This is a genomic window from Pararhodobacter sp., from assembly GCF_034676545.1.
Classification (GTDB): Bacteria; Pseudomonadota; Alphaproteobacteria; order Rhodobacterales; family Rhodobacteraceae; genus Pararhodobacter.
On the sequence record NZ_JAUCBZ010000004.1, the window covers coordinates 1 to 13966 of the forward strand.

The following is a 13966-nucleotide window of genomic DNA, read 5'->3' on the forward strand; positions in this document are numbered from 1 at the left end:
AAGTGAAGCGAATGGCCTTGATACTGTGTCCCTTGCTCGGCTCGCGCCGCAATCAAACGGAACCGGTGGTCAACCGTATTTCAGATGTGATGCTTGCCTGTTAAACCAATCCTTTGACTACCATTCGTTCCAAAGCTTTACCGCCGCCTCGATGAACGCATCACAGGCCGCCTGTCGCCAGCACGTGTGGAAACCATCTCGCAGCAGGTAATACTGCTCGTTGGCGCACACGAGATCGGTTTTCGAGGCATCTTGCCGATACCAATTCAAGGCGTTTAGACCACGCAGTCCTGATAGCTGGTGGTGAGCTTCTCGTTCGGCACGTTGTACAGCAGGCCTTCGATGTAGTAAGAAGGCGCGATACCAGCCTTGATCAAGCCATCTTCGACCATCCGGCTGCGCATATTCTTGAACACTCGGGTCATAGGTTTTAGCCACTTCGATGAGGCCTGATGCTTCGCTGTCAGGTTTGCCGAGTGCTGCTTCGGGTAGTTCGCGATTCGCTCGCCGGCAGCGTTGAAGAAGCAGATGCCTTCGACGTACTCAGAGTCGCTCGCTGACCGGAACTTGAAGTAGCGCCGGAATAGCGTCGCGACAATCACGTCCGACTTGCGCCGTGAACCGTTCGCGTCGATGGCAATCGCCTTGTCGCCGGCTTTCACGGCCGAGCCGTATTGCCCCTCAAGCACCGACAGCACGTCCCGCTTGAAGTCGGCATGGGTGTAAGTCGCGTCGCTGAATGCCTGCTTGTAGGCTGACTTTTCGTCATCGGACAGAGATTCGAGATCGCTGTGAAAACAGTCGTCCAGCCGGATGACGATGTCCACGTCGCTCTCGGCGTAGATATTCGTGTCGTTGCCGTACGAGCCTTGAAGGAACACCTTGAAATTCTTGCCGGCATACGGCGTGGTGCTGGCCTCCAGGACGCTCTTGATCGTGTTGTAGGTGTTGCTCGACTGGGTGATCGACCCCTGGTGAGACCATGTTTCGAGCTGCGATTCTGGTATTGGCATCGTCTTCCCCTGGCTATATCAAATGCTCGCGAAGCTGCGTCTCCCGCGACGCGAACGACTCCCGTCCTCGCTGGAACAAGACACCCAGCTTCTTGATGTCGTGTTCCAGTAGATCAGTCGCCATTTCAGGCGTGACGTAGGAGTCGTTGATCCGGATGGTCGGTACGTCATGGAACAGAATCTGCCGCAGTTGGTCCATCGACTGCGTGTTGATCTCCAGGGTCTTCTGCAGCAACTGGACGCTAACGAGATATTTTTTCGCCAGCCACATCAACAGGCTCGGCTTCGGGTCGGGGTAAATGCCCACGCCAACGCTCACAAGCCGGATGTCCTTGCGATCTCTCCGAAGCGCCTGGACCGCATCGGCGATTGCGTACAGCGTCGGGTTGTTTGCGCAGTACCCGCCGTCGATCAGCTCGATGTCCTCACCCATCGAGGTCCTGACGATCGTTCGCTCGAAGAACGGGTAGGCCGAGCACGATGCCTTGACAGCGTCTGCGATGCTCACGCCAAAGCCCGGGACGAACGTACCGACTCGGCCATGCGCCTGCGCGACGCTGCCCTTAAAGATCATCGGGCGCTCGTTCAGCCACTTGGCCGTAACGATCCCGATGTCGGTCTTCACATCACTGAACGTTGCATCGCCGAAGACCTCGCTCGCCAGCTTCTTCAGGGCGCGCGACCTGGCCGGAGCGGTCTTCTGCGACATCACGGTAGGCACGTGCTTGCGGTACAGCTCCAGGATGGAATCGACGCTGTGACCGAGCGCGATCAGTGACGCGATGATCGCGCCCGTACTGGTACCGAAAACCAGATCGAACTTCTGGTGCAGTGGGCACCCGATCATCGCCTCGATTTCCTTGAGTACGCCCAGCGTGTAAAAGCCCTTAGCGCCGCCGCCGTCCAACGTAAGGACTCGCAGTAAGGCAGACGATCCAGACTCTTCTTTCGACTCCATCATTTTCAATGTCCTCCCAACCGATGAAGAACGTACGCAACGCCGACGATCATCAGCTCAACCCTGAGCATGAAGCCGTGCCTCTCCAGCGTCCCCGGCTTCATGTGTAGCTCGGCCAAATTCTGCATGGTGTCCGCACCGGTCCTCTTGTCGCTGCGGTGCTTGTTATTATCACAATGCGACGTATACACAAATCAAGATAGACTCATGGACAGATTCTAGGGCAGACCATATACTTTCCGCAATAACCCTCACAAGCATTCGCTAACCGAACGAGCCAGCCAGGATGTCGAACGAACAGCTTGCAGATCTAACTCAGCCACAACGCGACCGGCTCGCGTTCGTGGAGTTGCGCGTGCGCTTCATTGGGGAGATACGCCGTCAGGACTTGGTGACGCGGTTTGGCATTCAGTCCGCCGCCGCTTCAAGGGATCTGGCGCTGTACAAGGAGTTGGCGCCAGGCAACATCGACTACGACCCCAAGGGCAAGTCTTACGTCCTTGGGGCGAACTTTCGGCCCGTCTTCGACTTTCCCCCGGAGCGGGTGCTGTCGTGGCTGACCCAGGGCTTCGGCGACGGTGAGCCGATGCGGCTCAAGGCGTGGGTGGCCAGCGAGAGCCCGTCACGGCTGACGCACCCGGATCTGGATGTGCTGGCGAGCGTGACCCGGGCGATCCATCAGGAGTGCCCGCTGGGCATCGAGTACCACTCCATCTCAAGTGGCCGCACTGAGCGGGAGATCGTCCCCTTCGCGTTGATCGACAACGGCCTGCGCTGGCACGTCCGCGCCTTTGACCGTAAGTCCCAGGAGTTCCGGGATTTCGTCATCACCCGGATCAAGCGCCCCGTGGCGCTTATGAGGGTCAGTTCGTGGCGCCCCACGAGGCCAGCGATCAGGACATTCAATGGACCCGGATCGTCGAGCTGGAGTTGGTGCCGCACCCAGACCAGCCCCGCCCGGAAATCACCGAGATGGACTACAGCATGCAGGGTGGCGTGTCACTGCGGATGAAGCTGCGGGCTGCCACCGCCGGTTACATCCTTCGCCAGTGGAGTGTGGACTGCACACCTGACCACAGCTTGCGCGGGCACGAATTCAGGTTGTGGCTGAAAGACCACTTGGCCCTCTACGGCGTGCACAATGCCGTGCTGGCGCCGGGCTACCGCTCCCCTGATGAACAACGGCTCGAAGCCGGAGACGGACTGAGGGGGGATGAGCATGCTGGCAAAACTCGAACGACTCATCGGCGAAATCGGCGATCTCAACAGCAAGTTGATCCTGCTGGTTGGCCCCAGCCGCAGCGGCAAGACCCAACTGCTGCGCCAGCTCGGCGCCAAGCTCAGCATCGAGCCGCTCAACGTCGGCCTGGAGCTGGGGCGCCGGCTGGCGGCCACGCCAAACAACAAGCGTGGTTTCTCGGCGGGCGAACTGCTGCGGGAGATCGCGGACAGGGTACGCACCGAAGATCCGCTGCTGCTCGACAACCTGGAGTTGTTGTTCGAGCCGGGCCTACAGATCAACCCGCTTGACCTCGTCAGGCGGCTGGCTCACTCCAAGAGCGTCGTGGCCGTCTGGCCTGGCGAGCTGCGCGGTGATCGCTTGGTGTACGCCGACATGAGCCATCCAGAACATCGTGACTACAGCGGTGACGGCGTGGTCGTACTCGAAATTTGAAGCTACGGGGAAGAGAGAACCATATGGCCAAGAACATGAAATACGGAGATCTGATCCAGTTCGAGCAGATCGAGTCAGTCATTCAGCTGCTCGATGCCGGGCGCCCGGACGAGGCCAAGAAGCTCGTCGCGACCTACGTCATCTCCGACGACATGGCCGAGCGGATCTCCAAGCTCATGGTTCCCCAGCTCAGTTTCGACGACTCCGTCGATCACAAGGGCGTGCTGATCGTCGGCAACTACGGCACCGGTAAGTCGCACTTGATGTCGGTGCTGTCGCTGGTGGCCGAGGATGCGGCCTACGCGCCGATGATCCGCCACCCCAAGGTCGCCGAGGCGGTTGCCCCGATCGCTGGCCGCTTCAAGGTGCTGCGCATCGAGGTGGGCGGGCTGCAGATGCCGCTGCGCCAGATCATCACCCTGCAGCTTGAGCGTTTCCTCGAAAAGATCGGCGTCGACTACACGTTCCCGACCGCCGACAAGGAGCTCAACAACAAGGACTCCTTCGAGGAGATGATGGCCGCGTTCGGCGAGAAATTCCCGGACCAAGGCGTGCTGCTGGTTGTCGACGAGTTCCTGGAGTACCTGCAGTCCCGCCGCGACCACGAGCTGGTGCAGGATCTGGCCATCCTGCGGCAGATCGGCGAAGTCACCAAGCACCTGAAATTCCGCTTCGTGGCCGGTGTGCAGGAAGCCATCTTCGACAGCGTGCGCTTCCAGCACGTGGCCGACAGCATGCGGCGGGTCAACGAGCGCTTCACCCAGATCCTGATCGACCGCCAGGACGTCAGCTTCGTCGTCTCCGCGCGTCTCCTCAAGAAGACGGCCGACCAGCAGAACAAGATCCGCGAATACCTCACGCCGTTCGCCAAGTTCTACGGCTCCATGAACGAGCGCATGGATGAGTACGTGCGGCTGTTCCCGGTTCACCCCGACTACCTGAAGACCTTCGAGCAGATCCACTTCACCGAGAAGCGTGGCGCGCTCAAGACCATCGAGGCCGCCATGCTGGCCATCCTCGATCAGGAAGTGCCCGCCGACAAGCCGCTGTTCATCAGCTACGAGAGCTTCTGGAACACCATCAAGGCCAACTCGGTCCTGCGTGCTGACCCGAACATCAAAGAGGTGATGCGCGTCTCCGAAGTGCTGGAGTCGCGGGTCCAGCAAGCCTTCACGCGCCCGGCCTACAAGGCAATGGCGCTGCGCGTCATCAACGCGTTGGCCGTTCACCGTCTGACCACGGGCGGCGACATCCATGTGCCCATTGGCCCCACGGCTGCCGAGCTGCGCGACGCCTTGTGTCTGTTCCAGCCGGGCGTGGAGGACATGCCGGGCGATCCGGCCGAGAACCTGCTGTCGATGGTCCAGACCGTCATGCGGGAAGTGCTGAAGACCGTCAACGGCCAGTTCATCTCCAAGGCGCCGGACACCGAGCAGTACTACCTCGACCTCAAGAAGGACATCGACTACGACGCGCAGATCGAAAAGCGCGCCGAAGCCCTATCCGACGACGCACTGGACCGTGCCTACTACAGCGCCGTCAAGGCGCTGATGGAGTGCAGCGACGACCTGCGTTATCCCGGCTTCCAGATCTGGCAGTACCAGCTCGAATGGCAGGAGCGCCGTGTCGAACGCATGGGCTACCTGTTCTTCGGGGCGCCGAATGATCGGCCCACGGCGCAGCCCGAGCGCGACTTCTACGTCTACTTCATCCAGCCCTTCGACAAACCGAAGTTCGCCGACAACAACCTGTCGGACGAGGTGTTCTTCCGCCTCACCGGGCTGGACGACGATCTCAAGCGGCACCTGTCGTCCTACGCGGCGGCGCTCGATCTGGCATCCACCGCCAGTGGCGGCGCCAAGGCCATCTACCTCTCCAAGGCGCAAGACTTCCTGCGCGCCATGAGCAAGTGGCTGCAGGAAAAGCAGATGACCGCCTTCGAGGTCACCTACCAGGGCAAGAAGAAGAACCTGCAGGAGTGGGCCAAAGGCGTGTCGCTGCGTGACCGGGCGCGGCTTGGCACGGACGAGCGCATAAACTTCCGCGACGTGGTGAACGTCATTTCGGGCCTGGTACTGGGCCAGCGCTTCGTCGATCTCTCGCCGGAATACCCAACGTTCTCGGTGCTGGTCACTGAGGCCAACCGCAAGCAACTGATCGGCAACGCACTGCGCGCACTGGCCGGCGGCACTCGTACCAAAGATGCGCTCGCCGTGCTCGATGCGCTGGAGTTGCTCGATGGTGATCGCGTCGATCCCGCCAACTCTCGCTACGCGCAGGAAGTACTGAACCGGCTCAAAGCCAAGGGCCACGGCCAGGTGCTCAACCGCAGCGAACTGCTGTCGGGCACCTCGGACGTCGAGTATTTCGCGCCGATCAAGTACCGACTGGAACCCGACCTGCTGGTCACCGTGCTGGGCGGGCTGGTTTACTCCGGCGACATCGTGCTGTCGATCACCGGCGACAAGATCGACTCCGGCAAGCTGACCCAGCTGGCAGAACGCTCGCTGGAGGAACTTAAGCAGTTCAAGCACGTTGAGGCTCCCAAAGAGATCAACCTCGCGGTGCTGCGGGCCCTGTTCGAATTGTTCGACCTGCCGTCCGGCCTCGCCCAGAAGGCCAGCCAGGGCGATACCGAGCCGGTCATCAAACTGCAGGAGAAAGTCAGTGCGCTGGTGACGCGTGTGCTCAAGGCCGGTTCCAACCTGCAGCAAGGCAAGCTCGGCTTTTGGGGCCAGAACCTGCTGCGCGAGGAAGAAGCCAAAGACTGGCACGCCCGGCTGGATTCGCTGAAAAAGTTCACCGAGTCGCTGGCACCGTACAACACCGTCGGCAAGCTCAAGAATCTGCGCGTCACCCAGGAAGACCTGGACGGCCAGAAGAAGAATTTGGAGATCCTGGCCGCCGTCGAGCGTCTGCTCGAACTGGTGGTGGAGCTAGGCAGCACGGCGTCCTACCTCTCGCAAGCCGAGATGGTGCTGCCTGCCGAGCACCCGTGGGTGAAACAGGCCGAAACCGCCCGCAAAGCGCTACAGGAAAAGCTGAGCCAGGACCGCACAGCCGAGCACGCCGCCGAATACCGGCAGACGCTCAACCAGCTCAAGAAGGACTACATCACCGCCTACATCGCCAGCCACAGCAAGGCGCGGCTGGGCGTGGCCGAAGACAAGACCCGCAACGCGCTGCGCAAGGACGACCGCCTGCTGGCGCTTCGCGTGTTGGCTGGCGTGTCGCTGATGCCCACCAGCCAGCTTACTGCCTTCGAGGAGTCGCTCAACGGCCTGAAGAGCTGTTCCTCGCTGGATGAGCCGACCCTGGTCACGGCCGCCGTCTGCCCACACTGCCAGTTCCGCCCCTCTGCCGAGCAGTTGGAGCTGATCCCGGCGGCCAACCGCCTGCACAAGCTGGACGACGATCTGGACCAGTTGGTGACCAACTGGCAGCAAACGCTGCTGGAGAACCTGGAAGACCCGTTCACGCAGGACAGCCTGGGTCTGCTGCCGCCTGCGTCCAAAAAGCTGATCGACGCCTTCCTGACCTCACGCAAGTTGCCGGAGCCGATGACCACCGAGTTCGCCAACGCGGTGCAGGAGGCGCTATCGGGGCTGGAGAAGATCGCCGTCAAGGGCGACGAGATTAAGCAAGCGCTGCTGCTAGGTGGCTCGCCAGCCACGCCGGACGACCTGCGCAAACGCTTCGATACCTTCATGAACGAGCGCTGCAAGGGCAAAGATGCCACCAAGCTGCGCTTCGTGATCGAGTAACGCCATGACTAGAGACGAACTGATCGCCCGCCTCCAGTCCATTGAATGGAGTGACATCGAATTCAAGGAAGCGGCGTGGGCAGTACCCAAGGATGCGCTTTCCACCGTCAGCGCCTTTGCCAATACGGCAGGCGGACATTTGGTGTTTGGCGTCAAACAGGCTAACGGCACGTTTACCGTGACCGGCGTCACAGATGCCGACAAGATGCAGAACGATTTCCTAGGGCAAGTACGCGATGTTAACAAAGTCAGCATTCGCCTACCCATCAATGGCACGGCGCACCAGCTACCCGAAGGCACAGTGCTGGCGTTTTTCATCCCTGAAGCCACGCGCCAGCAAAAACCCGTTTATCTCGACGGCAACCCGAAAAAAGCCTATATCCGCCGGGGCGGTCGCGACGATACCTGCACCGGTGACGAGCTATTGCGCTTCATCCGAGACGCGTCAGGTACCCGCTACGACGCAGAACCGCTGGATGTGGATATCAGTCGCTGCTTTGACGAGACATCTGTGCGTTGGTATCGCGCGCGGTTCGTCGCCAGCAATCCTGGCAAGGACACTGCCGCCGATGACACCACATTCCTGCGGAGCTGGGGCTTCCTTGTCGAACAAGGCGGCATGCTGCGCCCCACTCGTGCTGCCATTCTGGTGCTTGGCAGCGGCGAATACGTCCGCCAGGTGCTGCCACGCATGGCCGTGGATGTACAGCTCTACCGTAACGCAAGCTCCGAGTACGACTCCGCTGTGCGCTGGGCCGACCGCCTCACTGTGGAGGACAACCTCATCAAGGCATGGCAAGCCATCGTCGAGTTCTATTTCCGCCATAGCGAACGCCCATTCGCCGTAGATGCCGGCACTCTGCGTCGTGACGATGATCCGCCGGACTACATCTCCTTCCGCGAAGCTGCCATCAACCTGCTCATCCATCAGGACTTCGGTGACACCACCCGGGTGCCCGTCATCCGCTTCTTCCGTGACCAGACCGAATTTTTCAATCCTGGCGACGCCTTCGCCACGCGCGAGCAACTGCTCGACCCCGGTGACAAAGAGGTACGCAACCCCAGCATCGTCAATGCTTTTCGTCGTATTGGCCTGTCCGACCAGGGGGGCACCGGCGTGCGCGCCATCTTCGACGGTTGGCGCAAGCTGGGCTATCTGCCACCAGAGATCGAGAACCATAAGGCTGACAAAAGCTTCCGTCTGCGGCTACGCAAGGAAAAGCTCATCACCGAAGCACAGGTTCTGGCCCAAGCCAGCCTGGGCGCGCACCTTTCTGCACAGGAAGCCGACGTTTTCGCCTACCTTACCCGCAAGGGTCAGATCGACCTGACCGACGTGAAGGCACTCACCGGCTTTTCCGGCGCAGATGCCCGTGAGCTCGTGCAGCGGCTGACGGTACAAGCGCTTCTGGTGGCGGAAGACGAAGGCGGCAACTTGTTCCGTTTGGCCGAGCACCTGCGCCTCCGGTTCCTGACGAGCATGACCGATGCCTCCATTGAAAATCAATCGGTTGCAGCCAGATCTGGTGATGAAGAGCGTACCGATCAAGCCACCGATCATGCTGACACTAGTGAGGCTGAGCTTGATCGGTCGCTTGATCGGTTGTCCGATGTGCAGCGGCAGCTAATTGGATTTGCAGATGTACCCCGTTCGATGGCCGAACTGATGGCCCATGCGGGTTTCAGCCATCGCCCGCACTTCGTTACAACCCACATTGAACCGTTGCTGGCTGGAGGTGTGCTGCGCCTGACGCTACCTGAAAAGCCGCGCTCGCCCAATCAACGCTATGTCCTCACCGAGGCTGGCGTGAAGCTCAAGCTGCTTCACGAACAGCCCGCAGACCCAACGGAGGAAGACAATGGACATTGAAACCTCCGGGGCCATCAGGCTGTTTTTCCCCAACCCGTCATTGACATTGGTTTATTTTGAAGCCCTAGCCAATGCGCTGGATGCTGGTGCAACCGAGGTATCCATCGATATTGATGTGCAGGCATTTGACAAGCCGGACACACTGAAAATCACTGTTTCAGACAACGGTGACGGATTTACGGATGAGAACTTTGAGCGTTTCAGGAAGCTGCTTAGACCTAGGGATAAGTTCCACAAAGGCATAGGTCGACTGGTATTCCTTAACTACTTCAGTCGGGTAGAGGTAACCAGTACTCGCGATAAATGGCGCAGAAACTTCATCTTTAAAGATGGTTTCGATGGCAATGCGCCACTCGAAATCCTGACAGATGAGCAACCAGCCAAGACGGCGTTGGTATTCAATGGTTTTGCCAAAGATCGCGTCAAATCCTATGACGATCTGAAGCCCGACGCACTTAAACCACTTTTGATCGAACAATTTCTGCCTACGCTGGACGCGCGCAAGCGTGACGGCAAGGCATTCAAGATTTCCGTTAATCTGAAAACCAGTGAAAGCAACGCACAGAAGGAGTTCTTTCCTCACGAAACGGCGATAACGCCCGATGACTTGCCGTCAATGACCAAGATCACGATCCAAGATGATTCGCTGGACGCCATCTCGACCATTGATATGTACTACTACATTGAATCGGTAGCAGGGAAAGGTAGCTCTCTTATAGCGTTCAGTATCGATGGCCGAACGATACCAGCCAACCTGATACCGCCTGCATCATTTCCAGCGGGCTATCTGTGTGTATTCCTATTCGAGTCTGAAATCTTTCACTCCAATGCGGATAGTTCGCGGCAGAAGCTGGTGTTGCCCGAAGGCATACAAGAAGCACGTCTTTTCCGTTTGCTGCGCCGCGAGCTCGGCAAGGTGCTGGCGGACAAAATTCCGCAAATCACCGAAAGAAATGGAAAAATCAAAGAGCAGTTTGAAGAGCAATTTCCGCACTTGCTCGGCTATTTCGAGGACGATACCGTTGGCCTGATTGATCGGGACGATGCTTTGGAAATTGCCCAGCAGCGGTTCTTTCGGGTTCAGAAAGAAATACTTCAGTGCGAAAAGCTGAGTGAGGCTGCGTACGAAAAGTCGTTGGAGCTGTCATCGCGCACCTTGACTGAATACATTTTGTACCGCGAAAAAATTATCGGTCGCATGAAAGAGATGACGGCAGATAATGCAGAGGCCGAAATACACAACCTTATTGTCCCAAGGTTCAAAGAATTCTCGCAGGACACCATGTCTTCAGAGATTTACCAGAACAATGCCTGGTTGCTCGACGATAAATTCATGGTGTTTCGGAGCATCCTGAGTGAGAGGAGCATGGATGCCGTCATCAATGCCATACGCCTTGATGAAGAAAGCGTAGGCGACACGGGCAGGCCAGATATTGCCATGATTTTCTCGGCTGACCCGAGCGATGCCGCACCCGTCGATGTGGTGGTTGTTGAAATAAAGAAGAAAACCAACGAAGAAAAAGACAATTTTTATGCAGTCAATCAACTGCTCGATCGAGCAGGGAAGCTGGTGGCGTATTGCCCGAACATTCAAAGAGTCTGGTATTACGCGATCATGAACATCAATGACACGACAGCATTTCGGTTGCGACAATTCAAGTGGACGCCTTTTTTCTCAAAAGGCAAGGTTTATTACCAGGAGTTCGACACGCCACACCCTGATGGCCGGATTATTCCAACGCCAACCTTTGTTGTGTCTTTCGATGCGATCGTGGCAGATGCTGAATGTAGGAATCACACATTCCTTGAGATTCTGCGAGACGGGATGAAGAAATATGCGGACGATCAGAATAACGGTAATTCACCGGTTGACGAATAACTGGGAAGATTGATTAAGATGAACGACCTACTTCAAGACTACCGCAGCGAAGCCGCCGGCCCCGTCGAATGCCTCGGCCAGACTTTCGCCAGCGACAGCGTGCGGCGTGAACACTTTCTCAAGCTGCTGGCCGAAAAGCTACAAGACCCGACGTTCCGCAAGCAGGAAGGTTTTCCACAGGGCACGGATGAAGCCATTCTCGCCATGTCCGACCCGCCGTACTACACCGCCTGCCCAAATCCGTGGTTGGTGGAATTCGTGGCGCACTATGGCAAGCCTTACGACCCGGCGGTGAAATACAGCCGCGAGCCATTGGCGATTGACGTCTCCGTGGGCAAGACCGACGCCATCTACAAGGCGCACAGCTACCACACCAAGGTGCCGCATCTCGCCATCGTGCCGTCCATCCTCCACTACACCCAGCCGGGCGACGTGGTGCTGGACGGCTTTGCCGGGTCGGGCATGACCGGCGTGGCCGCGCAATGGTGCGGCACGGCCCCTACTAGTTACCGGTTTGAGTTGGAGCAAGCGTGGAAGAAAGAAGGCCGCGCCGCGCCTAGGTGGGGTGCGCGCCGTGCAGTGCTCAACGACCTATCGCCCGCTGCCACGTTCATGAGCGCGAACTACAACATCCCGTTCGATGTGGATGTCTTCGCCAAGGCGGGCAAGCAGCTGCTCCAGTCGGTCGAGCAGGACATTGGCTGGATGTACGAAACGCTGCACAGCGATGGCAAGAGCAAAGGGCGCATCGACTATACGGTGTGGAGCCAACTTTATAGCTGCCCCGAGTGTGCGGGCGAAGTGAACTTCACCGAAGAAGCGTTGGACGAAGAGTCCAAGCGCGTCAAAGATGAGTTTCCATGTCCGCATTGCGGCGCTGAACTGACCAAGACCCGGTTGGAGCGTCTGTACACGACGAAGGCTGATGTCAGCACCGGCAAGTCCATCCAAGTGCCCAAGCGTGCGGCGACGCTTATTGTTTACACGGTTGGCAAGACGCGATACGAAAAGAAGCCAACGTCGGATGACTTGAATGTTATTCAGCGCATTGAGTCGTTGCCTCTTCCGCCACAAGTGCCCACGACCGAAATCCCGCCAATGCACATGACGCATGAGCGGGCGCGGATGGACTATGTGGGGATCACTCATATCCACCACTTTTTCCTACCGCGTGCCGCGCAAGCAATGGGAAAGCTTTGGGAGAAAGCTCAAGGACAATCCGACGCACGTATTCGGGAATTCCTACTGTTCATGGTCGAACAGGGAATTCGAGGAATGTCCCTCTTGAATCGCTACAAACCGATTCAGTATGGACGCATAGGTGGATCTCAGGTTGGTCTGGATATGCCTGGGGTTCTACTACGTTTCAGCCATTTCAAGCGAGGTCAGCCCTTGGTACCAGTTTGACGGCAAGCTTGGCAGGTTGGTTTCGGCATTTCAGATTCAATGGTCTAAGGAGGGCGCTTCCTTAATTACAACCGGTACAGCATCAAACATTGGGCTTCCGTCAGAGTCTGTGGACTACATCTTCACAGACCCACCTTTTGGCGAAAACATTTATTACGCTGATCTCAACTTTCTGGTTGAGGCTTGGCATGGTGTTACGACGGACGCAAAGCCGGAGGCAATTATTGACCGCTATAAGAAGAAGGCGCTACCCGACTACCAGCACCTGATGCAACGCTGTTTCGCCGAATACCAGCGCGTGTTGAAACCCGGCCGCTGGATGACGGTGGTGTTCTCCAACAGCAAGGCAGCGGTATGGAATGCCATTCAGGTTGCCCTGCAGCAAGCAGGCTTTGTGGTGGCAGAGGTCACGGCGCTGGACAAGGTGCAAGGCAGCTACCGGCAGGTGACCTCAACGACTGCGGTGAAGCAGGACCTGGTGATTTCAGCCTATAAGCCCAATGGTGGGCTGGAGGACCGCTTCAAGCACAGCGGCGCTACGGTAGAGTCAGTTTGGGACTTCGTGCAAACCCACTTGCAACAGCTGTCGGTCATCAAGGTAAAGAATGGTGAGCTTGAGTTCATCGTCGAGCGGGACCCGCGTCGCATCTATGACCGCATGGTGGCGTGGTTTGTGCGCCATGACGCGCCTGTGCCGCTGTTCGACTGATGAGTTTCTTTCCAGCCTTCGTGCTCGCTTCCCTGAGCGCGACGGTATGGTCTTCCTGCCGGAGCAAGTGGTCGAGTACGACAAGAAGCGCGCGCAAACTTCGCGATCACCCCAGATGGAGTTGTTCGTCTCCGATGAGCGCAGCGCCATCGATTGGTTGGCTCAATTCCTCAAGCAACGTCCGTCCACCTACCAAGAGGTGCATCCAGAATTCATCACCCAACTTGGTGCGGGCTGGAAAAAGCATGAGGAACGCCCCGAGCTTTCGGCGCTGCTTGAAGCAAACTTTTTGCGCTACGACGGCACGGGCGATGTACCCAGTCAGATTCACAGCTATCTCTCGTCCAACTACAAGGATATGCGGGAGCTCGAAAAATCTGACCCTCGGTTGAAAGCAAAAGCGCGGGACCGTTGGTTCGTACCAGATCCCAATAACGCTAAGCAATTAGAGGAAAAACGCGAGAAGGCGCTGCTCAAGGAATTCGAGGCCTATCGGTTGTTCACCGGCCGCAAGATCAAGGAGTCGCGTCTGGAGGTGCTGCGTGCAGGTTTCCGCGCGGCATGGGCCAGCAAGGACTACGCGACGATCATCAGCATCGCCAACAAGCTGCCAGAGGAAACGCTGCAAGAGGACGAGAAGCTGCTCACCCTCTATGACCTCGCGCTGACCCGTACCGAAGACGGGATCTGA

Annotated in this window: 9 protein-coding genes and 1 pseudogene; 8 read left to right on the top strand and 2 right to left on the bottom strand. The window is 58.1% G+C overall.

All coding sequences use genetic code 11. The annotated features are described in order from the left end of the window. Positions 1-275: 275 nt before the first annotated feature. Both VDQ28_RS00375 and VDQ28_RS00380 read right to left on the bottom strand, forming a co-directional pair. A complete protein-coding gene (locus VDQ28_RS00375) occupies positions 276-1013 on the bottom strand; it encodes a nucleotidyltransferase (protein WP_323034147.1) in 738 nt (245 codons plus the stop codon). 13 nt (positions 1014-1026) lie between these two features. After that, the gene (locus tag VDQ28_RS00380; protein ID WP_043741292.1) at positions 1027-1974 is read right to left on the bottom strand and encodes a patatin-like phospholipase family protein; all 948 of its coding nucleotides are present in this window, start codon (positions 1972-1974) and stop codon (positions 1027-1029) included. A gap of 283 nt (positions 1975-2257) precedes the next feature. Between VDQ28_RS00380 and VDQ28_RS00385 the strand changes: the two are divergent. From VDQ28_RS00385 to VDQ28_RS00420, 8 genes and pseudogenes are all read left to right on the top strand, one after another. Further along, a pseudogene (locus VDQ28_RS00385) lies at positions 2258-3153 on the top strand (helix-turn-helix transcriptional regulator); the annotation flags it as partial. A gap of 37 nt (positions 3154-3190) precedes the next feature. Then, positions 3191-3646, top strand: coding sequence for a BREX-3 system P-loop-containing protein BrxF (gene brxF / locus VDQ28_RS00390; RefSeq protein WP_043741322.1), 456 nt, complete (start codon positions 3191-3193; stop codon positions 3644-3646). A 23-nt stretch (positions 3647-3669) separates the two neighbouring features. Beyond that, positions 3670-7410 (top strand): DUF6079 family protein, encoded by a 3741-nt coding sequence (locus VDQ28_RS00395; protein ID WP_323034149.1) that lies wholly within the window; start codon positions 3670-3672, stop codon positions 7408-7410. A 4-nt stretch (positions 7411-7414) separates the two neighbouring features. Beyond that, complete coding sequence (locus VDQ28_RS00400) at positions 7415-9280, top strand: RNA-binding domain-containing protein (RefSeq protein WP_043741287.1); 1866 nt, start codon at positions 7415-7417, stop codon at positions 9278-9280. Further along, the gene (locus VDQ28_RS00405; RefSeq protein WP_043741284.1) at positions 9270-11159 is read left to right on the top strand and encodes an ATP-binding protein; all 1890 of its coding nucleotides are present in this window, start codon (positions 9270-9272) and stop codon (positions 11157-11159) included. Before VDQ28_RS00400 ends, VDQ28_RS00405 begins: the two co-directional genes overlap by 11 nt. A gap of 18 nt (positions 11160-11177) precedes the next feature. Next, positions 11178-12566 (top strand): DNA methyltransferase, encoded by a 1389-nt coding sequence (locus VDQ28_RS00410; protein WP_323034150.1) that lies wholly within the window; start codon positions 11178-11180, stop codon positions 12564-12566. Between the two features lie 109 nt (positions 12567-12675). Continuing rightward, positions 12676-13275, top strand: coding sequence for a DNA methyltransferase (locus tag VDQ28_RS00415; protein ID WP_323034151.1), 600 nt, complete (start codon positions 12676-12678; stop codon positions 13273-13275). Continuing rightward, the gene (locus tag VDQ28_RS00420) at positions 13247-13966 is read left to right on the top strand and encodes a hypothetical protein (RefSeq protein ID WP_323034152.1); all 720 of its coding nucleotides are present in this window, start codon (positions 13247-13249) and stop codon (positions 13964-13966) included. Before VDQ28_RS00415 ends, VDQ28_RS00420 begins: the two co-directional genes overlap by 29 nt.